At 51.9% G+C, this 22,226-nt stretch carries 19 protein-coding genes and 1 tRNA gene; 12 read left to right on the top strand and 8 right to left on the bottom strand.

Features of this window, described 5'->3' with window-relative positions; genetic code table 11:
• The first annotated feature begins 228 nt into the window (after positions 1-228).
• Both infA and QUE74_RS05195 read left to right on the top strand, forming a co-directional pair.
• Positions 229-447, top strand: coding sequence for a translation initiation factor IF-1 (infA, locus tag QUE74_RS05200; RefSeq protein WP_001040187.1), 219 nt, complete (start codon positions 229-231; stop codon positions 445-447).
• Positions 448-693: 246 nt separating this feature from the next.
• Positions 694-781: transfer RNA gene (locus QUE74_RS05195), tRNA-Ser, on the top strand.
• A 350-nt stretch (positions 782-1,131) separates the two neighbouring features.
• Here QUE74_RS05195 and clpA read toward each other — a convergent pair.
• The 3 genes from clpA to yljB form a co-directional block, all read right to left on the bottom strand.
• Positions 1,132-3,408, bottom strand: coding sequence for an ATP-dependent Clp protease ATP-binding subunit ClpA (clpA, locus tag QUE74_RS05190; protein WP_000934050.1), 2,277 nt, complete (start codon positions 3,406-3,408; stop codon positions 1,132-1,134).
• A gap of 30 nt (positions 3,409-3,438) precedes the next feature.
• Positions 3,439-3,759 carry an ATP-dependent Clp protease adapter ClpS gene (clpS, locus tag QUE74_RS05185; protein WP_000520781.1) on the bottom strand — a complete coding sequence of 107 codons (321 nt, stop codon included), beginning with the start codon at positions 3,757-3,759 and terminating at the stop codon, positions 3,439-3,441.
• A gap of 98 nt (positions 3,760-3,857) precedes the next feature.
• The gene (gene yljB / locus QUE74_RS05180) at positions 3,858-3,932 is read right to left on the bottom strand and encodes a protein YljB (protein ID WP_001406719.1); all 75 of its coding nucleotides are present in this window, start codon (positions 3,930-3,932) and stop codon (positions 3,858-3,860) included.
• 149 nt (positions 3,933-4,081) lie between these two features.
• Between yljB and cspD the strand changes: the two genes are divergently transcribed.
• Positions 4,082-4,306 (top strand): cold shock-like protein CspD, encoded by a 225-nt coding sequence (gene cspD, locus QUE74_RS05175; protein WP_000410785.1) that lies wholly within the window; start codon positions 4,082-4,084, stop codon positions 4,304-4,306.
• Positions 4,307-4,378: 72 nt separating this feature from the next.
• Here the strand turns inward: cspD and macB are convergent, their stop codons facing one another.
• Both macB and macA read right to left on the bottom strand, forming a co-directional pair.
• Entirely contained in the window at positions 4,379-6,325 is a 1,947-nt protein-coding gene (gene macB, locus QUE74_RS05170) for a macrolide ABC transporter ATP-binding protein/permease MacB (protein ID WP_000188165.1), read from the bottom strand.
• Positions 6,322-7,437, bottom strand: coding sequence for a macrolide transporter subunit MacA (gene macA / locus QUE74_RS05165; RefSeq protein ID WP_000746466.1), 1,116 nt, complete (start codon positions 7,435-7,437; stop codon positions 6,322-6,324). Before macA ends, macB begins: the two co-directional genes overlap by 4 nt.
• A 150-nt stretch (positions 7,438-7,587) precedes the next feature.
• On the opposite strand from macA, the gene QUE74_RS05160 reads away from it, so the two are divergent.
• Complete coding sequence (locus QUE74_RS05160) at positions 7,588-8,544, top strand: VirK/YbjX family protein (RefSeq protein WP_135276019.1); 957 nt, start codon at positions 7,588-7,590, stop codon at positions 8,542-8,544.
• On the opposite strand, the gene QUE74_RS05155 is transcribed toward QUE74_RS05160, so the two are convergent.
• Positions 8,541-10,199: an ATP-dependent endonuclease gene (locus QUE74_RS05155; RefSeq protein ID WP_000599806.1), complete on the bottom strand. Its 1,659-nt coding sequence runs from the start codon at positions 10,197-10,199 to the stop codon at positions 8,541-8,543. The two genes, QUE74_RS05160 and QUE74_RS05155, sit on opposite strands and share 4 nt — an antisense overlap.
• A 425-nt stretch (positions 10,200-10,624) precedes the next feature.
• Between QUE74_RS05155 and aqpZ the strand changes: the two genes are divergently transcribed.
• The 8 genes from aqpZ to QUE74_RS05115 all read left to right on the top strand — a co-directional run bounded on the left by aqpZ (position 10,625) and on the right by QUE74_RS05115 (position 20,923).
• Positions 10,625-11,320 (top strand): aquaporin Z, encoded by a 696-nt coding sequence (aqpZ, locus tag QUE74_RS05150; protein WP_001354877.1) that lies wholly within the window; start codon positions 10,625-10,627, stop codon positions 11,318-11,320.
• A 484-nt stretch (positions 11,321-11,804) separates the two neighbouring features.
• Positions 11,805-12,704, top strand: coding sequence for an L-lysine exporter LysO (gene lysO / locus QUE74_RS05145; RefSeq protein WP_000491128.1), 900 nt, complete (start codon positions 11,805-11,807; stop codon positions 12,702-12,704).
• A 143-nt stretch (positions 12,705-12,847) separates the two neighbouring features.
• On the top strand, positions 12,848-14,500 hold the full coding sequence (hcp, locus tag QUE74_RS05140) for a hydroxylamine reductase (RefSeq protein ID WP_000458799.1): 1,653 nt from the start codon (positions 12,848-12,850) through the stop codon (positions 14,498-14,500).
• 11 nt (positions 14,501-14,511) lie between these two features.
• Positions 14,512-15,480 (top strand): NADH oxidoreductase, encoded by a 969-nt coding sequence (gene hcr, locus QUE74_RS05135; RefSeq protein ID WP_000178669.1) that lies wholly within the window; start codon positions 14,512-14,514, stop codon positions 15,478-15,480.
• Positions 15,481-15,612: 132 nt separating this feature from the next.
• A complete protein-coding gene (gene poxB, locus QUE74_RS05130) occupies positions 15,613-17,331 on the top strand; it encodes a ubiquinone-dependent pyruvate dehydrogenase (RefSeq protein WP_000815334.1) in 1,719 nt (572 codons plus the stop codon).
• 37 nt (positions 17,332-17,368) lie between these two features.
• Positions 17,369-18,370 carry a low-specificity L-threonine aldolase gene (gene ltaE, locus QUE74_RS05125; RefSeq protein ID WP_000566412.1) on the top strand — a complete coding sequence of 334 codons (1,002 nt, stop codon included), beginning with the start codon at positions 17,369-17,371 and terminating at the stop codon, positions 18,368-18,370.
• Between the two features lie 10 nt (positions 18,371-18,380).
• Positions 18,381-19,811 carry an SDR family oxidoreductase gene (locus tag QUE74_RS05120; RefSeq protein ID WP_001136502.1) on the top strand — a complete coding sequence of 477 codons (1,431 nt, stop codon included), beginning with the start codon at positions 18,381-18,383 and terminating at the stop codon, positions 19,809-19,811.
• Between the two features lie 98 nt (positions 19,812-19,909).
• A complete protein-coding gene (locus tag QUE74_RS05115) occupies positions 19,910-20,923 on the top strand; it encodes a 3-beta-hydroxysteroid dehydrogenase (protein WP_001360532.1) in 1,014 nt (337 codons plus the stop codon).
• Here the strand turns inward: QUE74_RS05115 and amiD are convergent.
• Entirely contained in the window at positions 20,920-21,750 is an 831-nt protein-coding gene (amiD, locus tag QUE74_RS05110) for an N-acetylmuramoyl-L-alanine amidase AmiD (RefSeq protein ID WP_001255174.1), read from the bottom strand. The two genes, QUE74_RS05115 and amiD, sit on opposite strands and share 4 nt — an antisense overlap.
• Positions 21,747-22,070, bottom strand: coding sequence for a heavy metal-binding domain-containing protein (locus QUE74_RS05105; RefSeq protein ID WP_001160731.1), 324 nt, complete (start codon positions 22,068-22,070; stop codon positions 21,747-21,749). The genes amiD and QUE74_RS05105 overlap by 4 nt, the downstream gene beginning before the upstream one ends.
• Between the last annotated feature and the right edge of the window lie 156 nt (positions 22,071-22,226).

Below are 22,226 nucleotides of genomic sequence, written 5' to 3'. Positions count from 1 at the left end.
CGCTCATTACCCCGCTGCCGATAAGGAATTTTTCGCGTCAGGTAACGCCCATCGTTTATCTCACCGCTCCCTTATACGTTGCGCTTTTGGTGCGGCTTAGCCGTGTGTTTTCGGAGTAATGTGCCGAACCTGTTTGTTGCGATTTAGCGCGCAAATCTTTACTTATTTACAGAACTTCGGCATTATCTTGCCGGTTCAAATTACGGTAGTGATACCCCAGAGGATTAGATGGCCAAAGAAGACAATATTGAAATGCAAGGTACCGTTCTTGAAACGTTGCCTAACACCATGTTCCGCGTAGAGTTAGAAAACGGTCACGTGGTTACTGCACACATCTCCGGTAAAATGCGTAAAAACTACATCCGCATCCTGACGGGCGACAAAGTGACTGTTGAGCTGACCCCGTACGACCTGAGCAAAGGCCGCATTGTCTTCCGTAGTCGCTGATTGTTTTACCGCCTGATGGGCGAAGAGAAAGAACGCGTAAAAGGTCGGTTTAACCGGCCTTTTTATTTTGTACGAAGAACGTTGGAAGTATAAGTACATAACTTGTCTCGATGTAGATATACTGCACAACTTGTTTACAGTATGAGCAAACGAGAATTGTCAGTAAAATTCTTCTTGACCGTTTTACTCCAACTCCCTATAGTAGCGCCCCGTTGCCCCCCATGAGGTCAGGCAGCAAAACAATTTGGTGAGGTGTCCGAGTGGCTGAAGGAGCACGCCTGGAAAGTGTGTATACGGCAACGTATCGGGGGTTCGAATCCCCCCCTCACCGCCATATTTGAAGAAGAGCTCGTACGAAAGTACGGGCTTTTTTTCGCATTTTATCTGCCTGTACGGCAGTGAACAAAATTACAAAGCATCAAAACCAGGGAATAGTTTTCTAAGCTGCCTGTACGGCAGTGAACTCAAATACTACACGTCTAGCCCGTTGTTAATAAAGCAAAACCATCTCATTTTCCTGCTGCCCCCCCCCCCCCTTTTTTATCCTTACCTTTCAGCTGCACTACTTATCAACAACTTACCATCATCATCAAAAAAAGGGTCTGAACCTCCTCCACCCCATAAATAAAAAGTCCGTAACCTCTTTCGAGATTACGGACTTCACCAACCTACCTAACAATTAGATTAATGCGCTGCTTCCGCCTTGTGCTTTTGTGCACTCTGGAATCCGTAAGTCAGCTCATTTTTCTCTTTATCCAGCGCAACCGTCACCTGACCGCCGTCCACCAGCGAACCAAACAACAGTTCGTTGGCGAGCGGTTTTTTCAGGTTGTCCTGGATGACACGCGCCATCGGACGTGCGCCCATCGCCCGGTCGTAACCTTTCTCGGCCAGCCAGTTACGCGCTTCCTGGCTCACTTCCAGAGAAACACCTTTCTGATCCAACTGAACCTGCAACTCGACGATGAACTTATCCACCACCTGATGGATCACGTCGGTGGAGAGATGATCGAACCAGATAATGTTGTCGAGACGGTTACGGAATTCCGGTGTAAAGATCTTCTTGATCTCTTCCATCGCATCGGTGCTGTTATCCTGATGGATAAGACCAATCGATTTACGCTCAGTTTCCCGTACCCCGGCATTAGTGGTCATCACCAGCACCACGTTACGGAAGTCCGCTTTGCGTCCGTTGTTATCGGTCAGCGTACCGTTGTCCATCACCTGCAACAGAATATTGAACACGTCCGGGTGCGCTTTCTCGATTTCGTCCAGCAGCAGCACCGCATGAGGATGCTTGATGACCGCATCAGTCAGCAAACCGCCCTGATCAAAACCAACGTATCCCGGAGGCGCACCAATCAGACGGCTGACGGTATGGCGTTCCATATACTCGGACATATCAAAGCGTAACAGTTCAATGCCCAGAGCTTTGGAAAGCTGCACCGTCACCTCGGTTTTCCCGACCCCGGTAGGACCAGCAAACAGGAACGAACCGACTGGTTTATGTTCGTGACCTAAACCTGCACGCGCCATCTTAATGGCTTCAGTCAGCGCCTCAATGGCTTTATCCTGACCGAAGACCAGCATTTTCAGGCGATCGCTGAGGTTTTTCAGGGTATCGCGGTCACTCTGAGAAACACTCTTCTCTGGAATGCGCGCAATACGGGCCACCACGGACTCAATATCCGCCACATTAACGGTTTTCTTGCGTTTGCTTACCGGCATCAGGCGTGCGCGAGCGCCCGCTTCGTCGATAACGTCAATAGCTTTATCCGGCAGATGACGATCGTTAATGTATTTCACCGCCAGCTCCACCGCAGCACGCACCGCTTTCGCGGTATAACGCACGTCGTGGTGCGCTTCATACTTCGGTTTCAGGCCATTGATGATTTGAACAGTTTCTTCGATCGACGGTTCAGTAATATCAATTTTCTGGAAGCGACGCGCCAGAGCACGGTCTTTCTCGAAAATGTTGCTGAACTCCTGATAGGTTGTCGAACCAATTACGCGAATTTTACCGCTGGAGAGCAACGGTTTGATCAGGTTAGCCGCATCAACCTGACCACCAGAGGCTGCACCCGCACCGATAATGGTGTGGATCTCATCAATAAACAGGATGCTGTTAGTGTCCTGCTCCAGCTGCTTGAGCAACGCTTTAAAACGTTTTTCAAAGTCGCCGCGATATTTTGTGCCCGCTAACAGAGAACCGATATCGAGAGAGTAAATCGTACAGTCAGCCATCACTTCCGGCACATCGCCCTGAACAATTCGCCAGGCAAGACCTTCCGCAATCGCGGTTTTGCCGACACCGGATTCCCCCACCAGCAGCGGGTTGTTTTTACGGCGACGGCAGAGAACCTGAATAGCACGCTCCAGCTCCTTCTCACGACCAATCAGTGGGTCGATTCCGCCCACACGCGCAAGCTGATTCAGGTTCGTCGTGAAATTCTCCATACGTTCCTCCCCACCAGCTTGTTCTTCGCTGTTTGGCTGGCTGCCAGGATCAGAAGACTGTGTCGGCTCGTCTTTACGCGTGCCATGAGAGATAAAGTTCACCACATCGAGACGGCTGACTTCATGTTTGCGCAACAGATATGCCGCCTGCGACTCCTGTTCGCTAAAGATAGCGACCAGAACGTTTGCACCGGTAACCTCATTGCGACCGGAGGACTGGACATGGAAGACCGCACGTTGCAGTACACGCTGAAAACTCAGCGTTGGCTGTGTGTCGCGCTCCTCTTCACTGGCAGGCAGAACGGGTGTGGTTTGTTCAATAAAGGCTTCCAGTTCCTGACGGAGCGCAACCAAATCCACAGAACACGCTTCCAGCGCCTCCCGGGCAGATGGGTTACTGAGCAGCGCCAGTAACAAGTGCTCGACGGTCATAAACTCATGACGGTGCTCGCGCGCTCTGGCGAAAGCCATATTTAAACTGAGTTCCAGTTCTTGATTGAGCATAGGCACCTCCCCCAATTTTTATGCCTGCATTCAGGCTTTTTCTAGCGTACACAGCAATGGATGCTCATTCTCCCTCGCGTACTTGTTCACCATCGCCACTTTGGTTTCTGCAACCTCGGCGGTAAAGACTCCGCAAATGGCCTTCCCCTGGTAGTGAACAGCGAGCATCAATTGCGTTGCACGTTCTACATCATAAGAAAAGAATTTTTGTAACACGTCAATAACAAACTCCATCGGAGTGTAATCATCATTGACTAATATCACTTTATACATAGATGGCGGTTTTAGCGCGTCGCGAACTTTTTCTTCCGCCAGTTGATCAAAGTCCAGCCAGTCGTTCGTTTTACCCATTGTCAGTTATCATCTTCGGTTACGGTTATCGGCAGAACGCCCTGCCGCTGACAAGAGCTTATTTGCCTGACCAATCTACTCCACATGATAGATAACTATCATCTATCGTTGGCATCAGCGACATCTGTCACATTCCTGTCAATAGCGTTAACTGCTTCAAATTTTTGATTCATACCTGCCCCCTGGCCCCTGTCAAATGCTTGACGGCTCGCCCTAATTCTCTAAATTGTATTTCTAGAGTTGGCGAGGTTTTGAACAGCCCCCTCTCTGACCCCGGTTTATTCCATCTTACTTGTATAAGATTTGCGAAGGATGTCGAAGCATGGAAAAGGGTACTGTTAAGTGGTTCAACAATGCCAAAGGGTTTGGTTTCATCTGCCCTGAAGGCGGCGGCGAAGATATTTTCGCTCATTATTCCACCATTCAGATGGATGGTTACAGAACGCTAAAAGCTGGACAATCCGTTCAGTTTGATGTCCACCAGGGGCCAAAAGGCAATCACGCCAGTGTTATTGTGCCCGTCGAAGTAGAAGCGGCAGTCGCATAGCTCTTCTGTCTCATTGTGTACATCCTACAGGCAAAATGCCAGCCCGATCGGCTGGCATTTTTATCTCAAAAATTACTCTCGTGCCAGAGCATCTACTGGATCCAGTCGTGCCGCATTTCGTGCGGGTAACCAGCCAAATAAAATCCCGGTGACCGTCGAGCAGAGAAACGCCAGCAGCAGCGCCAACGGTGAAAAACCAATCTCCCAGCCGGGTAAGAAAAGCTGCAAGGTGAAAGCAATTAACAGTGACAGTGTTATTCCCAACGCGCCACCGACCAGGCAAACCAGTACGGCTTCGATCAGAAACTGTTGCAAAACATCGCTTGCTCGCGCACCTACAGCCATGCGAATGCCAATTTCCCGCGTCCGCTCGGTCACTGATACCAGCATAATATTCATTACACCAATACCGCCCACCACCAGCGAAATCACCGCCACCAGCGTCAGAAACAGTTGTAAAGTACGTGTGGTCTTTTCAACGGTTTTCAAGACGCCGTCCATGTTCCAGGTAAAGAAATCCTTCTTACCGTGGCGCAGTGAAAGTAAACGCGTGAGTTGCTGTTCCGCCTCGGCGCTGTCAAAGCCCTCTTTCACCCTGACAGTAATAGAGTTCAGCCACGACTGGCCCATAACTCTCCCGGACATCGTGCTGTAAGGTAACCACACGCGCAGCACTTTACTACTGCCAAACATCGACTGTTTTTCCTCTGCCACGCCGATGACTCTCGCTGGCATATTACCAACCAAGATAACCTCGCCAACCACATTTGCTTTATGGGGGAAAAGCTGACGGCGAGTATTACTGTCGAGAACCACGACTTGCGCACGGCCATTCAGCTGTTCCTGATTAAAGGTGTTCCCTTCACTGAAGGTCATGCCATAGACATTAAAATAATCGCCGCTCACGCCATTGGCACTGGCAGCCACATCGACATTGTTATAACGCAGGCGCAGGTTTTGCGAGACGGCAGGTGTGGCTGAGGCGACCCACGGTTGTTTTTGGATGGCGATTAAGTCGTCGTACTTCAGCGCCTGCTGATATTGCGGATCGTCATCGCCAAAATCTTTCCCGGGATAGACATCAATAGTATTCGTACCAATAGAACGAATATCCGCCAGCACCATTTGTTTGGCGGCGTCGCCGACCACGACAATGGAAACCACCGACGCAATACCGATAATAATCCCCAGCATGGTCAGTAAAGTACGCATTTTATTCGCTGCCAGCGCCCGCCACGCCATCGTCAGCGCCTCGTTAAAACCGCTGACAAACTGCCGCCAGCCAGACGCCGTGTTGATAACAGGCTCCGTCCCGCCAGCAACATTCACTTTTTCAATGGCGGGAGGATTGCGCACAATTTCGCCGTCGCGAATTTCGATCACCCGCTCGGCCTGAGCAGCGACCTGCGGATCGTGGGTAACGATAATCACCGTATGCCCGCGATCGCGCAGCTGATGCAGGATCGCCATCACCTCTTCGCCAGAATGACTGTCCAGTGCGCCGGTTGGTTCATCGGCAAGAATTACCTGACCGCCGTTCATCAATGCCCGCGCGATGCTGACGCGCTGTTGCTGACCACCCGAAAGCTGTGCCGGGTAATACTCTGTACGGTCTTCCAGTCCCAGTCGTTGCAGTAACTCCTGGGCGCGAAGCAACCGCTGTTTCCGCTCAAGACCGGCATAGACGGCGGGTACTTCAACGTTCTGCTCGGCGGTTAAATGTGAAAGCAAATGGTAACGCTGGAAAATAAAGCCGAAGTGTTCGCGACGCAGTTGCGCCAGCGCATCGGCGTCCAGCATGGCAACATCCTGACCGGCGACGCGATAGGTGCCGCTGGTGGCCTTATCCAGGCAGCCGAGAATATTCATCAGGGTCGATTTACCGGAACCCGAAGCGCCGACAATCGCCACCATCTCACCAGCATAAATATCGAGGGTGATGCCCTTCAGCACCTCAACTTGCTCATCACCGGCAGGATAGCTGCGACGAATATCCTTTAATTCGAGCAAGGGCGTCATTGTGCAGCTCCTGGTTTGGCCTCACCAATCACCACTTCATCGCCCGCTTCCAGCCCTTTGACAATCTCAACATCGGTATCGTTGCGTGCGCCAATCGTCACTTCACGCTCGCGTGTTTCACCATTACGCAACAATTTGACTTTATAACGATTATCGCCAACCGGATCGCCTAACGCCGACAGAGGGATCGTCAGCACATTTTTCACATCGGTGAGCTGAATATGCACTTGCGCGGTCATATCCAGCCGCAGCAAACCATTGGGGTTTGGAACTTCAAAACGGGCGTAATAGAAAATAGCGTCATTAACCTTTTCCGGCGTCGGTAGCACATCCTTGATTTGCCCCTCGTAGCGCGTCAGCGGATCGCCAAGCACTGTAAACCAGGTTTTTTGCCCCGGCTTCAGGTGAATTACATCCGCTTCAGAAACCTGCGCTTTTACCAGCATGGTACTCATATCTGCCAGCGTCAAAATGTTCGGTGCTTGTTGTGCGGCAATCACCGTCTGACCTTGCAGAGTGGTGATTTGCGTGACTTCCCCAGCCATCGGGGCAACGATGCGGGTGTAATCGAGATTGGTTTTAGCCGTATCGAGAGAGGCCTGATTGCGCTTTATTTGCGCGTCAATGGTGCCAATTTGTGCCTGTTTCACAGCCATCTCCGTCGCGGCGGTGTCGAGATCCTGTTGTGAAACAGCCTGCGTTTGGGCCAGACGTTGCTGACGTGAATACGTCACCCGTGCCAGTTTCAGTTCCGCTTCCGCCTGCTGACGCTGCGCGCGCAACTCCATCAACGTTGCTTCCACCTCCTTGATCTGGTTTTCAGCCTGTTCAGGATCAATAACACCTAAAAGTTGGTCTTTTTTTACTTTATCGCCAATCGCCACCGACAGCGTTTTCAACTGACCGCTGACCTGTGCACCCACGTCAACCTTACGCAGCGCGTCCAGCTTTCCGGTCGCCAGCACGCTTTGCTGTAAATCGCCTGGACGCACAATCAGCGTCTGATAAGTCGGCACGGGTGCGTTAAGAATTCTCCATAACGTAATCAGCCCGGCAATGACTATCACCAGCGCAATAACGTAACGCTTCTTCACGGTTTTCCGCTTTTTCATAAATATTCTGAATACTCCATATGCCAATCCGGGTCATTAACTTCAACGAAATATCAACAAAACCCTAAAATTTACGTTAGTAATCACACTATTGATGTTTGGTTAAGATACGCCATGGTGAAATCGACGTTATGTATAACCATTGATTTCATGAATATGTCGCAGCTAACTGAACGGACCTTTACGCCATCTGACTCTCTCAGCAGCCTGTCACTTTTTCTTAGTCTGGCACGTGGACAGTGTCGGCCGGGTAAATTTTGGCATCGCCGTAGTTTTCGCCAGAAATTTTTGCTGCGCTCGTTGATTATGCCGCGTTTAAGCGTTGAGTGGATGAACGAACTTTCCCACTGGCCTAATCTCCATGTGTTGTTAACGCGCCAGCCGCGACTGCCTGTGCGTCTGCATCGCCCTTACCTTGCGGCGAATCTTAGCCGCAAGCAATTGCTGGAGGCGTTACGTTACCATTATGCATTGCTCCGTGCCTGCATGTCGGCAGAAGAATTCAGCTTATATTTGAATACTCCCGGGCTGCAACTGGCGAAGCTGGAAGGCAAAAACGGCGAGCAGTTCACGCTTGAGCTGACCATGATGATCTCAATGGATAAAGAAGGTGACAGCACAATCCTGTTCCGCAACTGCGAAGGTATTCCTCTGGCAGAGATCACCTTTACTCTGTGTGAATACCAGGGGAAAAGAACAATGTTTATTGGCGGGCTGCAAGGTGCGAAATGGGAAATTCCACATCAGGAAATCCAGAATGCGACGAAAGCCTGCCACGGGCTATTTCCCAAACGTCTCGTGATGGAAGCGGCCTGTCTGTTTGCCCAACGTTTGCAGGTAGAGCAGATCATTGCCGTCAGCAATGAAACGCATATTTACCGCAGCCTGCGTTATCGCGATAAAGAAGGCAAGATCCATGCAGATTACAACGCTTTCTGGGAGTCGGTTGGCGGCGTATGTGATGCTGAACGCCATTACCGCCTTCCGGCACAGATAGCACGAAAAGAGATTGCCGAAATCGCCAGTAAAAAACGGGCTGAATACCGTCGGCGCTATGAGATGCTCGACGCTATTCAGCCACAAATGGCCACGATGTTTCGCGGTTAATCCGCGCGACCGCGCGCCAGCCACAGCACGCGTGAGAACATTTTTTTCAGCAGCGTCGGTACGGAGTCCACACCACGACGGCCGGCCTCCATTGCCACTTCAATGGCAAGATCGGGTTTGGAAGAGCGATGGATCGCTTTCGAGATAATTTTACGCAGATTCATCGGCACATTTTCCGGGATCTGCGCCACGCGGTGGAACACATCGGAAAATCCCTGGCGATACATAAAATGTTCCATATCCAGCGCCGGTAACGCCGTTAAATGTTCTCGTTCGGCTTCCCGATCGTTATTCAACAGGCTGCGTACCGTAGCGGCATACTTCTTCCCGGCTTCATCGCCATCGACCAGCACATGCCATTCAATCCCCATTCGACGGGCGAATTTAACCAGTGGCTTTAGCCCGGACTGGGCAAACTCAATGACCTTGATCCCTTCGGCATCAAAATGATGTCCACACTGACGCGCCAGTTCATTGATAACCCAGGTTTCCGTTTCGCCTTCCACCAGCAGCCAGCAGCGAGCAAACAGCGATGACGGACGATTAAAACGAATGTGGAAAGAGATGCGTCGGCTATCTTCGGTACTCAAGCCACTCGGCCCCAGACGCCAGGCGGCAACGCGAGAGGACTCACGTACCAGTCGGCAAACATGCTCTACCGGCGTTAACGAAAGCAACTCACCCGAGTTGGTGGTGGCAATGCGCTGCAATGGCAGAAGATTCAACAGATGCCAGGCAACTGAAAGCATAATAGGGTGTAAACGCGTTTCTGGATCTTCAATCAGCAATAATGGACGTGCGTCTTTATCGAGCCGCAATGTGCCTTTTGCCTGCAATAAAGTAGCAAACAGGCCGAGCAAAATAACCCGATACGAGCGCCCTCCAGGCCGGTCAATCATCCGGTTGATGATATCCAGATAGCGCCAGCTTCGTTGCTCATTGCTGGCTCGCCGCCGCATTAAACGATATCGCGCCTGTCCGGCCCCCTGCTCAGAGAAATAATGCTCAAGCAGTTGCACCATTGCGGAAAGTCCCTGACGAATCTGCCCATCAGAGAGATTTTGCGGATGTGAGGATAACTCACGGGCGAGGAAATCGAGCTGGCGCGCGGTGACTTCCACATTAGGGACATTTGGCACCGTGCCGTTACGAATACGGCGCATAAAGCGGGCATCACGCAAGCGCAGCACCGGCATTAAACGCACCAGATGGCGTGCCTGATCGTTAATATCCTCGACATCAATCGGATGTCCGTCTTTATCGAGAAAACTGCGGAGTGTCATCACGCTGCCGTCTTCCGCACTCTCCCCTTCCAGACGATAAAAAATACGGTGATAGCCATCGGTGCATGGCGTCCAGCACGCTTCCAGCGGCCGATAGCGGCGAACCCGATGTCGGCCTGGCAGAGATTCGCGGAAGGTCAAAATAATATGCAGATGATGTTCTCGCCCGTTGATATCTCCCGGCGGGAACCAGAAATCGTCGCGCTCAAAATGGTAGAGATCTGATTCTGGCGATAGCAGCAGAGTTAAGGCGTCCAGCAAGCTGGATTTACCCCACGCGTTCTCCCCAATCAGGACGTTGTTTTGTTCCAGCATCAACGACAAACGGTTGATACCGCGAAAACCCACAATTTCAACGCGCTCAAGAATCATATCCCCTCCAGAAATATGTGACTTATCCTTTACGCTGGCAGTATAACGGGAAAGGCCTTGCTAATACGTGATGACATCACATTTAAGCATGGCAAATGTCTGAAAAATGAGCGAATAATCGCGTTATACTCCCTCTTGCTGATAAGTCTGCAAAAACAACAAAATCAAATAATTAGCATGATAAATTATTTTTTATTACGCCTAAAGGATTAAATCTTTTGCTTGCACTACACTGTCAATCAGACAAATGACTATATGGGGCAACCCGCTGTTGCCCTAAATCAAATTTACTGGATTTATTTATCTGGTGAATGACTCGCCTTCGTTTTTAAAATAGCCGCGCATTATTTCCGTCGTCACTTTTTTACGACGACCCTATAAAACGACCATATTTTTCACAGGGTCAATTTTTAATTGAGGTGGATATGTTCAGAAAATTAGCAGCTGAATGTTTTGGTACTTTCTGGCTTGTTTTTGGTGGCTGTGGTAGTGCCGTACTGGCCGCAGGCTTCCCGGAATTAGGCATTGGTTTTACCGGCGTAGCGCTGGCATTCGGTTTAACCGTTCTGACGATGGCCTTCGCTGTTGGTCATATTTCTGGTGGTCATTTTAACCCGGCGGTCACTATTGGCTTATGGGCTGGCGGACGTTTTCCGGCAAAAGAAGTCGTTGGCTACGTAATTGCCCAGGTTGTCGGCGGTATTGTTGCAGCGGCGCTGCTGTATTTAATTGCCAGTGGTAAAACGGGATTTGACGCGGCAGCCAGCGGTTTTGCTTCTAACGGTTATGGCGAGCATTCACCAGGCGGTTATTCCATGCTTTCCGCGCTGGTGGTTGAACTGGTATTGAGTGCAGGTTTCTTGCTGGTGATCCACGGCGCAACCGACAAATTCGCTCCGGCGGGTTTTGCACCAATTGCCATTGGTCTGGCATTAACGCTGATTCACTTAATCAGTATTCCGGTGACTAACACTTCCGTTAACCCGGCGCGCAGTACTGCGGTTGCCATCTTCCAGGGCGGCTGGGCGTTAGAACAACTGTGGTTCTTCTGGGTAGTGCCAATTATCGGCGGTATTATCGGTGGTCTGATTTACCGGACTCTGCTGGAAAAGCGTAATTAATTAACGCAGAAGGCCTGGCGCAATGTCAGGCCTTTTTTAAATATATAGATTCATCTTCCTGTTGCGCTCCTTGATGTGTTAAGCCACATATAGTCACTGGCGCAGGGAGCGCGCAGGGGGCGGCCAATCGCCGCCGCCCCCTGCACCCCCGGGCTCTGGCGAACAAAATCGCCGCTGCGCGGTGCCCTCGACTTATCCCTTGCGGCTACCGGGTCGGGCGCGAGGTAACATCCCGGTAAAACGCGCCCTCAGCCCACATCCATGTGGGCTGCCCCGGCCTTCAGGGAACGCCTCGGCGATTTTGACGCCACCAACACCGGTGCGGTTTGTAATTAAAGCGCAAGAACATCTTTAAATGAAAATGAATACCCTACCGATCCTTATGCATAACATTTCCTTTTAATTGCAACTTTACTCGTCCTTCCGCTTTCAGTAGTGTGTCATCGCGCATTTCGACTTATTTCTTTGCAAGGACTGGTTTTTCATGTTTTCTGGGCTGTTAATCATTCTGGTTCCCCTGATTGTGGGTTACCTCATTCCGCTTCGCCAAAAAGCTGCATTAAAGGTTATTAATCAGCTATTAAGCTGGATGGTTTACCTTATTCTCTTTTTTATGGGTATCAGTCTGGCGTTTCTCGATAACCTCGCCAGTAACCTGTTGGCGATTCTGCATTATTCCGCCGTCAGTATTACCGTTATTTTACTGTGTAATATTGCCGCCCTGATGTGGCTGGAGCGAGGCCTACCGTGGCGCAACCACCATCAGCAAGAAAAACTCCCGTCACGTATTGCGATGGCGCTGGAGTCCCTCAAGCTCTGCGGTGTGGTGGTGATTGGCTTTGCTATTGGCCTTAGCGGATTAGGTTTCTTACAACACGCTACGGAAGCCAGCGAATACACGTTAATTCTGCTACTTTTCCTCGTCGGTATTCAGTTGCGTAATAATGGCATGACCTTAAAGCAGATTGTCCTTAATCGCCGGGGAATGATTGTCGCTGTGGTGGTGGTGGCCAGTTCTTTAATTGGTGGTTTAATTAACGCCTTTATTCTTGATCTTCCCATCAATACCGCGCTGGCAATGGCTTCCGGTTTCGGCTGGTATTCTCTTTCCGGTATTTTATTGACCGAATCTTTTGGTCCGGTAATCGGGAGCGCGGCGTTTTTTAATGATTTGGCCCGTGAGCTGATTGCTATTATGTTGATCCCTGGGCTGATTCGCCGTAGCCGCTCTACTGCACTGGGCTTATGCGGTGCGACGTCGATGGATTTCACACTGCCCGTTCTTCAACGTACTGGCGGACTGGATATGGTCCCGGCGGCGATTGTTCACGGTTTTATTCTTAGCCTGTTAGTGCCGATCCTCATCGCCTTTTTCTCTGCGTAATACCTCTCTGGCGGTAGATCCCTGCCGCCAAAATTGCGCTAAATCAATCTCCCTTAAAGTTGCATGAAAAATCCCTTTTATCCCCGCGTTAAGCGTCTTAACCTTAAACATGTATATTAAATATAACTTTAAAAGGTGTGATCATGTTTTGTGTGCAATGTGAACAAACTATCCGTACTCCGGCAGGAAACGGCTGCTCATACGCGCAGGGGATGTGTGGTAAAACGGCGGAAACCTCTGACCTTCAGGATTTACTCATTGCGGCGCTGCAAGGGCTTTCGGCCTGGGCGGTAAAAGCACGTGAATACGGCATCATCAACCACGATGTAGACAGCTTCGCGCCGCGCGCATTTTTCTCAACCCTGACTAACGTTAACTTCGATTCTCCGCGTATTGTCGGCTACGCTCGTGAAGCAATTGCCCTGCGCGAGGCGCTGAAAGCACAGTGCCTGGCTGTAGATGCCAACGCCCACGTCGATAACCCGATGGCTGACCTGCAACTGGTGAGTGACGATCTCGGCGAGCTGCAACGTCAGGCGGCGGAATTTACTCCCAATAAAGATAAAGCGGCGATTGGCGAAAACATTCTCGGCCTGCGTCTGCTCTGCCTGTATGGCCTGAAAGGTGCTGCCGCCTATATGGAACACGCGCACGTTCTCGGTCAATATGACAACGATATTTACGCCCAGTACCATAAAATCATGGCATGGCTGGGTACCTGGCCTGCCGATATGAACGCACTTCTCGAGTGCTCCATGGAAATCGGCCAGATGAACTTCAAAGTGATGAGCATTCTGGACGCAGGCGAAACCGGTAAATACGGTCACCCGACGCCAACTCAGGTCAACGTCAAAGCGACGGCGGGTAAATGCATTCTGATTTCCGGTCACGATCTCAAAGATCTCTACAACTTGCTGGAACAGACCGAAGGCACGGGCGTTAATGTCTACACTCACGGCGAAATGCTGCCTGCCCACGGCTACCCGGAGCTGCGTAAATTCAAGCATCTGGTCGGTAACTACGGCAGCGGCTGGCAGAATCAGCAAGTAGAGTTCGCTCGCTTCCCTGGACCTATCGTGATGACCTCGAACTGCATCATCGACCCAACCGTAGGGGCTTATGACGATCGTATCTGGACCCGCAGCATCGTTGGCTGGCCGGGTGTGCGTCATCTGGATGGTGATGATTTCTCAGCAGTTATTGCCCAGGCACAACAAATGGCGGGCTTCCCGTACAGCGAAATTCCGCACCTGATCACCGTGGGCTTTGGTCGTCAGACGCTGCTTGGCGCGGCGGATACGCTGATTGATCTGGTGAGCCGTGAAAAACTGCGTCATATCTTCCTGCTCGGTGGCTGTGACGGCGCACGCGGCGAGCGCCACTACTTCACCGATTTCGCCACCAGCGTGCCAGATGACTGCCTGATCCTGACCCTCGCCTGCGGTAAATATCGCTTTAACAAACTTGAGTTTGGCGATATCGAAGGTCTGCCGCGTCTGGTAGATGCTGGTCAATGTAACGATGCTTACTCAGCGATTATTCTGGCTGTCACTTTGGCAGAAAAACTGGGCTGCGGTGTCAACGATCTGCCGTTGTCGCTGGTACTCTCCTGGTTCGAACAAAAAGCGATTGTTATTCTGCTGACGCTGCTTTCTTTGGGCGTGAAAAATATCGTTACCGGCCCGACTGCACCTGGCTTCCTGACGCCAGACCTGCTGGCGGTACTGAACGAGAAATTCGGCCTGCGTTCTATCACCACTGTTGAAGAAGACATGAAGCAACTGTTGAGCGCGTAAGGAGTTTGTCGATGACGATGCCAACCAATCAATGCCCGTGGCGGATGCAGGTTCATCACATTACGCAAGAAACGCCGGATGTGTGGACGATTTCCCTGATTTGCCACGATTACTACCCGTATCGCGCCGGGCAATATGCGCTGGTCAGCGTGCGTAACTCAGCGGAAACGCTGCGTGCTTACACCATTTCCTCCACGCCAGGCGTGAGTGAATACATCACTCTGACCGTGCGACGGATTGATGACGGTGTCGGTTCCCAGTGGCTGACCCGCGATGTAAAACGCGGTGACTACCTCTGGCTTTCGGACGCGATGGGGGAATTTACCTGCGACGATAAAGCAGAAGATAAATTCCTGTTGCTGGCAGCCGGCTGCGGCGTCACACCGATTATGTCGATGCGTCGCTGGCTGGCGAAAAATCGCCCGCAGGCGGATGTGCAGGTGATCTACAACGTGCGTACGCCGCAGGATGTTATTTTCGCCGATGAATGGCGTGACTATCCGGTGTCACTGGTGGCGGAAAATAACGTTACCGAGGGTTTCGTTGCCGGGCGTCTGACACGTGAACTGCTGACAAGCGTTCCTGATTTAGCCTCTCGTACTGTGATGACCTGTGGCCCGGCTCCGTATATGGATTGGGTAGAACAGGAAGTGAAAGCGCTCGGCGTGACGCGTTTCTTTAAAGAGAAGTTCTTTACGCCAGTGGCGGAAGCAGCAACCAGCGGTCTGAAATTCACCAAACTGCAACCGGCGCAAGAATTTTACGCACCTGTTGGCACCACACTGCTGGAGGCTTTGGAAAGCAACAAAGTTCCGGTTGTCGCCGCCTGCCGTGCAGGCGTTTGCGGCTGCTGTAAGACGAAAGTAGTTTCCGGTGAATATACGGTGAGTAGCACAATGACGCTGACCGACGCCGAAATCGCAGAAGGTTATGTACTGGCCTGCTCCTGCCATCCGCAGGGGGATTTGGTTCTCGCATAATCGTATTATGCCCGATGATATACCTGTCATCGGGCAGTTTAACCGTTAGTGCCTCATTTTTCTCCCACCCCATCCCCCTCCGTCAGATGAACTAAACTTGTTACCGTTATCACATTCAGGAGATGGAGAACCATGAAACAAACGGTTGCAGCTTATATCGCCAAAACACTCGAATCAGCAGGGGTAAAACGCATTTGGGGAGTGACTGGCGACTCTCTGAACGGTCTTAGCGACAGTCTTAATCGCATGGGCACCATCGAGTGGATGCCCACCCGTCATGAAGAAGTGGCGGCCTTTGCCGCTGGCGCTGAAGCCCAACTTAGCGGAGAACTGGCAGTCTGCGCCGGATCATGCGGACCTGGCAACCTGCACTTAATCAACGGTTTGTTCGATTGTCACCGTAATCACGTTCCGGTACTGGCAATTGCCGCTCATATCCCTTCCAGCGAAATTGGCAGCGGCTATTTCCAGGAAACCCACCCGCAAGAGTTATTCCGCGAATGTAGCCATTATTGCGAGCTGGTTTCCAGCCCGGAGCAGATCCCACAAGTGCTGGCGATTGCTATGCGTAAAGCGGTGCTAAACCGTGGCGTTTCCGTTGTCGTGTTACCGGGCGACGTGGCGTTAAAACCGGCTCCGGAAGGGGCAACCACGCACTGGTATCATGCGCCACAACCAGTCGTCACCCCAGAAGAGGAAGAGTTACGCAAACTGGCGCAACTGCTGCGTTACTCAAGCAATATCGCCCTGATGTGCGGTAGCGGCTGCGCGGGGGCGCATAAAGAGCTCGTCGAGTTTGCCGGAAAAATTAAAGCGCCAATTGTTCATGCCCTGCGCGGTAAAGAACATGTCGAATACGATAATCCGTATGATGTCGGAATGACGGGATTAATCGGCTTCTCGTCAGGTTTTCATACCATGATGAACGCCGACACGTTAGTGCTGCTCGGCACCCAATTCCCCTACCGTGCGTTCTACCCGACCGATGCCAAAATTATTCAGATTGATATCCACCCAGCCAGCATCGGCGCACACAGTAAGGTGGATATGGCACTGGTCGGTGATATCAAATCGACTCTGCGTGCATTGCTGCCTTTAGTGGAAGAAAAAACCGATCGCAAATTTCTGGATAAAGCGCTGGAAGATTACCGCGATGCCCGCAAAGGGCTGGACGATTTAGCTAAACCGAGTGAGAAAGCGATTCACCCACAATACCTGGCGCAGCAAATTAGCCATTTTGCTGCCGATGACGCCATCTTTACCTGTGACGTTGGCACACCTACGGTATGGGCGGCACGTTATCTGAAAATGAACGGAAAACGCCGCCTGTTAGGTTCTTTTAACCACGGTTCGATGGCTAATGCCATGCCTCAGGCGCTGGGCGCGCAGGCAACCGAGCCGGAACGACAGGTGGTCGCCATGTGCGGTGATGGCGGTTTCAGTATGTTGATGGGCGATTTTCTCTCAGTGGTACAAATGAAGTTGCCGGTAAAAATTATCGTCTTTAACAATAGTGTGCTGGGCTTTGTGGCGATGGAGATGAAGGCTGGTGGCTACCTGACTGACGGCACCGAACTGCATGACACCAACTTTGCCCGCATTGCTGAAGCGTGCGGCATTACGGGTATTCGCGTGGAAAAAGCGTCTGAAGTCGATGAAGCCCTGCAACGCGCATTCTCCATCGACGGCCCGGTGCTGGTGGATGTGGTGGTTGCGAAAGAAGAATTAGCCATTCCGCCGCAGATCAAACTCGAACAAGCCAAAGGTTTTAGCCTGTATATGCTGCGCGCAATCATCAGCGGACGCGGCGATGAAGTGATCGAACTGGCGAAAACGAACTGGCTAAGGTAAAAAGGGTGGCATTTCCTGTCATAAATAAGGACATGCCATGATTGATTTACGCAGTGATACCGTTACCCGACCGAGCCGCGCCATGCTCGAAGCAATGATGGCCGCCCCGGTTGGGGACGACGTTTACGGAGACGACCCTACCGTTAATGCTCTGCAGGACTATGCGGCAGAGCTTTCCGGGAAAGAAGCCGCCATTTTTCTGCCTACCGGCACTCAGGCCAACCTGGTCGCTCTGCTCAGTCACTGCGAACGCGGCGAAGAGTATATTGTCGGGCAGACTGCACATAATTATCTGTACGAAGCCGGCGGCGCTGCGGTACTGGGCAGCATTCAACCGCAACCTATCGATGCTGACGCCGACGGTACGCTACCGCTGGATAAAGTGGCGATGAAAATCAAACCCGACGATATCCACTTTGCCCGCACCAAATTACTCAGTCTGGAAAACACCCACAACGGCAAAGTATTGCCGCGTGAATACTTAAAAGAAGCATGGGATTTTACCCGCGAGCACAATCTGGCGCTGCATGTTGACGGTGCGCGCATCTTTAATGCCGTGGTGGCTTACGGCTGCGAACTGAAAGAGATCACGCAATATTGTGATTCGTTCACCATTTGTCTGTCGAAAGGTCTTGGTACGCCAGTCGGTTCATTACTTGTCGGTAATCGTGATTACATTAAACGCGCCATCCGCTGGCGGAAAATGACTGGCGGCGGGATGCGTCAATCCGGGATTCTGGCCGCAGCCGGAATGTATGCGCTGAAAAATAACGTTGCACGCTTGCAGGAAGACCACGATAACGCCGCCTGGATGGCGGAGCAACTGCGTGAAGCAGGCGCGGATGTCATGCGCCAGGACACCAATATGCTGTTTGTCCGCGTCGGACAAGAAAATGCTGCCGCGTTAGGCGAATACATGAAAGCGAGAAACATACTGATTAACGCCTCGCCGATTGTCCGCCTGGTAACCCATCTCGATGTCTCGCGTGAACAACTGGCAGAAGTCGCAGCCCACTGGCGCGCTTTCCTGGCGCGTTAAGGAGAGAGACGTGCCGCAACGCATTTTAGTTCTCGGTGCCAGTGGCTACATTGGTCAGCATCTGGTGCACGCGCTTAGCCAACAAGGGCATCAGATCCTGGCGGCGGCACGTCACGTCGACAGGCTTGAAAAGCTGCAACTGGCAAACGTCAGTTGCCATAAAGTCGATCTCAGCTGGCCGGATAACCTTCCGGCCCTGTTGCAGAATATCGATACCGTCTATTTTCTGGTGCACAGCATGGGCGAAGGCGGCGATTTTATCGCTCAGGAACGCCAGGTAGCTCTTAACGTCCGCGATGCGCTGCGCGAAGCACCGGTTAAACAATTAATCTTTCTCAGTTCATTGCAGGCCCCGCCTCACGAGCAGTCGGACCATCTGCGCGCCCGTCAGGCTACGGCGGATATTCTTCGTGAAGCGGGTGTCCCAGTGACCGAATTGCGCGCCGGAATTATCGTTGGTGCAGGTTCAGCGGCGTTCGAAGTCATGCGCGATATGGTTTACAACCTGCCAGTGTTAACGCCGCCACGCTGGGTTCGTTCACGCACCACGCCCATCGCGCTGGAAAACTTGCTGCACTATCTGGTGGCGCTGTTAGATCATCCGGCCAGCGAACACCGCATCTTCGAAGCCGCCGGACCAGAGGTGCTCAGTTATCAGCAACAGTTTGAACATTTTATGGCGGTGAGCGGTAAGCACCGCTGGTTAATCCCCATCCCCTTTCCCACCCGTTGGATCTCGGTGTGGTTTCTTAATGTGATTACCTCCGTACCGTCAACCACCGCCAAAGCGTTGATTCAGGGACTGAAACACGATCTGCTGGCTGATGACACCGCGCTACGTGCACTCATTCCACAACGGCTGATCGCTTTCGATGACGCGGTACGTCGCACCCTGAAAGAAGAAGAAAAACTGGTCAACTCCAGCGACTGGGGATACGACACTCAGGCCTTTGCCCGCTGGCGACCGGAGTATGGCTATTTCGCCAAACAGGCAGGGTTTACCGTTAAAACTTCTGCCAGCCTTGCGGCTTTATGGCAGGTGGTGAATCAAATCGGCGGTAAAGAGCGTTATTTCTTTGGCAATATTTTGTGGCAAACCCGGGCGTTGATGGACCGCGCAATCGGTCATAAGCTGGCGAAAGGCCGCCCGGAGCGTGAATATTTGCAGACCGGAGATGCGGTGGATAGCTGGAAAGTGATTGTCGTTGAACCGGAAAAACAACTTACGCTGTTATTTGGCATGAAAGCGCCGGGGCTGGGACGACTGTGTTTTACCCTGGAAGATAAAGGTGACTATCGTACTATCGATGTTCGCGCATTCTGGCATCCGCACGGTATGCCGGGGCTGTTTTACTGGTTATTGATGATCCCCGCGCATCTGTTTATTTTTCGCGGAATGGCAAAACGAATCGCCAGACTGGCAGAACAAAGCACAGATTAATCGACAAAACCTGCGTTATTCTTTCATGTTTCCCATTGCATCATGGGGGAAATCACGGAAGAATGCGCACGTCATTTTCTCAACAACAGTGGATTGATATGAAGGTACTGGTTACCGGCGCCACCAGCGGCTTAGGTCGAAACGCGGTAGAGTTTTTATGCCAGAAAGGCATCAGCGTGCGTGCGACCGGTCGCAACGAGGCAATGGGTAAATTGCTGGAAAAAATGGGCGCAGAGTTTGTTCCAGCGGATCTGACCAAGCTGGTCTCATCACAAGCTAAAGTGATGCTCGCAGGCATTGATACGTTGTGGCACTGCTCCAGCTTTACCTCTCCGTGGGGGACACAACAGGCTTTCGATCTGGCTAACGTTCGCGCCACTCGCCGTCTGGGTGAATGGGCTGTCGCCTGGGGAGTACGTAACTTTATTCATATCTCTTCCCCCTCCCTGTACTTCGATTATCACCACCATCGCGATATTAAAGAAGATTTTCGCCCACACCGCTTCGCTAACGAGTTTGCCCGTAGCAAAGCAGCCAGCGAAGAAGTGATCAATATGCTTTCGCAGGCGAATCCACAAACGCGCTTTACTATTCTGCGCCCACAAAGTCTGTTCGGACCACACGATAAAGTCTTTATCCCCCGTCTGGCGCATATGATGCACCACTACGGCAGCATTCTGTTACCGCACGGCGGCAGTGCGCTGGTCGATATGACCTACTATGAAAATGCCGTGCACGCCATGTGGCTGGCAAGCCAGGAAGCCTGCGATAAGCTACCTTCCGGGCGTGTGTACAACATCACCAACGGCGAGCATCGCACACTGCGCAGCATCGTGCAGAAGCTGATCGACGAGTTGAATATTGACTGTCGTATTCGTTCCGTCCCCTACCCGATGCTGGATATGATCGCCCGCAGCATGGAGCGTTTAGGCCGCAAGTCAGCAAAAGAGCCGCCCCTGACCCACTACGGCGTCTCCAAGTTGAATTTTGACTTTACGCTGGATATTACGCGTGCGCAGGAAGAGTTAGGTTATCAACCAGTCCTCACCCTGGATGAAGGTATCGAGAAAACTGCCGCCTGGCTACGCGACCACGGAAAACTGCCGCGCTAATCCTGCCCGTATTTCTCCAGCAACGCTTCGGCAATCGCCTGAGTTTCTGCATCCGCTTCGCCGTTGTATAACGTCGGGCGGAAATGCATCTGGAACGCCATAATCACGCGCCGCTGCTCGCGCGGTGTCATATCAGGTTTTACGTCATAACCATAGCGCGCCAACAGTTCCAGCAATGATGCGGTATCTACCGGTGTGTGCGGCGCGCGCCCGGCAAGGTAAAAGTTCACCCGTTGCGCATCCGGCCAGGCACCAATCCCCTGCTGCGCCAGTTGTTGCCAGGGGAATAACGGCCCCGGATCGTCTTTGCGCTGCGGCGCAATATCCGCATGCGCCACTACGTTTTCCGGCTTGATGTGATAACGGGCAATAATATCTTTCGCCAGGGGGATGAGCGCCTGTATCTGTGCCGGTTCAAACGGAGCAAAATATTTCACCCCCGACGATTTTTGCCAGCCTCGGTTTTCCAGCTCAATGCCAATAGAGGTGTCGTTAAGGCGTGTTGCCCCGCGCCAGGCGCTAATCCCCGCATGCCAGGCCAGTTCCTGTTCCGGCACCAGTTGCCAGATGCGCGGTTTACCGTTGTATCGCGGTGGCACAGCAGGGACCAGATAATGCGAGCTGACCTGTTTATCGGTCAGTGTCGCCAGCGAGCTATCAAAATCATCTGCGGTGTAGTGGATCACCAGCACTTTAATGCGCGGATACGCCGCCTGCGCCTGGCGTCGGGTATCAAGCTGATATCCCTCTTTCTCGACAATGCCTTTTTCGCCGGCACACCCTGCCAGTAACAGAGCGGCGGCGACCAGCCAGAAGACTCTTCTCATCGACGCGTTTTCACCGCCGTACCGCTGACGCTAACCATCAGCATACTGCCGTTTTGCCCGACCGTTTCGTAGTCGATATCAATACCGACTACGGCATCGGCCCCCAACGCCCGCGCCTGATCGCCAAGTTCCTCAAAGGCAATCTCCCGCGCTTTACGCAATTCTTTTTCATAAGCCCCGGAGCGTCCGCCAACGATATCGCGGATACCGGCAAAGAAATCACGGAAAATATTGGCACCTAAAATCGCTTCGCCTGTCACCACACCGCAATATTCGACGATGGTCTGGCCTTCCAGAGTTGGGGTTGTAGAAAATTGCATGATCGATCTCCTTGTTTGCTAATCCTTCGATCTCAAAGCATTATCGGGCTGATATGCCATGTTGGGAAGAAGGTTTTGATCAGTTTAGGAAATCATCTCATTGTGTCAAAAACAAGCGCATATGCCTTTACGATTACCCGTCTCCTAACCCGATAT

The organism is Escherichia sp. 10290 (assembly GCF_030295155.1).
GTDB lineage: Bacteria > Pseudomonadota > Gammaproteobacteria > Enterobacterales > Enterobacteriaceae > Escherichia > Escherichia coli_F.
This window is presented reverse-complemented; position numbering and strand designations above follow the sequence as displayed.

Coding starts and splice junctions, on each gene's coding strand:
- infA (WP_001040187.1), top strand. CDS start 229: ATGGCCAAAGAAGACAATATTGAAATGCAAGGTACCGTTCTTGAAACG.
- clpA (WP_000934050.1), bottom strand. CDS start 3,408: ATGCTCAATCAAGAACTGGAACTCAGTTTAAATATGGCTTTCGCCAGA.
- clpS (WP_000520781.1), bottom strand. CDS start 3,759: ATGGGTAAAACGAACGACTGGCTGGACTTTGATCAACTGGCGGAAGAA.
- cspD (WP_000410785.1), top strand. CDS start 4,082: ATGGAAAAGGGTACTGTTAAGTGGTTCAACAATGCCAAAGGGTTTGGT.
- macB (WP_000188165.1), bottom strand. CDS start 6,325: ATGACGCCCTTGCTCGAATTAAAGGATATTCGTCGCAGCTATCCTGCC.
- macA (WP_000746466.1), bottom strand. CDS start 7,437: ATGAAAAAGCGGAAAACCGTGAAGAAGCGTTACGTTATTGCGCTGGTG.
- QUE74_RS05160 (WP_135276019.1), top strand. CDS start 7,588: ATGAATATGTCGCAGCTAACTGAACGGACCTTTACGCCATCTGACTCT.
- QUE74_RS05155 (WP_000599806.1), bottom strand. CDS start 10,199: ATGATTCTTGAGCGCGTTGAAATTGTGGGTTTTCGCGGTATCAACCGT.
- aqpZ (WP_001354877.1), top strand. CDS start 10,625: ATGTTCAGAAAATTAGCAGCTGAATGTTTTGGTACTTTCTGGCTTGTT.
- lysO (WP_000491128.1), top strand. CDS start 11,805: ATGTTTTCTGGGCTGTTAATCATTCTGGTTCCCCTGATTGTGGGTTAC.
- hcp (WP_000458799.1), top strand. CDS start 12,848: ATGTTTTGTGTGCAATGTGAACAAACTATCCGTACTCCGGCAGGAAAC.
- hcr (WP_000178669.1), top strand. CDS start 14,512: ATGACGATGCCAACCAATCAATGCCCGTGGCGGATGCAGGTTCATCAC.
- poxB (WP_000815334.1), top strand. CDS start 15,613: ATGAAACAAACGGTTGCAGCTTATATCGCCAAAACACTCGAATCAGCA.
- ltaE (WP_000566412.1), top strand. CDS start 17,369: ATGATTGATTTACGCAGTGATACCGTTACCCGACCGAGCCGCGCCATG.
- QUE74_RS05115 (WP_001360532.1), top strand. CDS start 19,910: ATGAAGGTACTGGTTACCGGCGCCACCAGCGGCTTAGGTCGAAACGCG.
- amiD (WP_001255174.1), bottom strand. CDS start 21,750: ATGAGAAGAGTCTTCTGGCTGGTCGCCGCCGCTCTGTTACTGGCAGGG.
- QUE74_RS05105 (WP_001160731.1), bottom strand. CDS start 22,070: ATGCAATTTTCTACAACCCCAACTCTGGAAGGCCAGACCATCGTCGAA.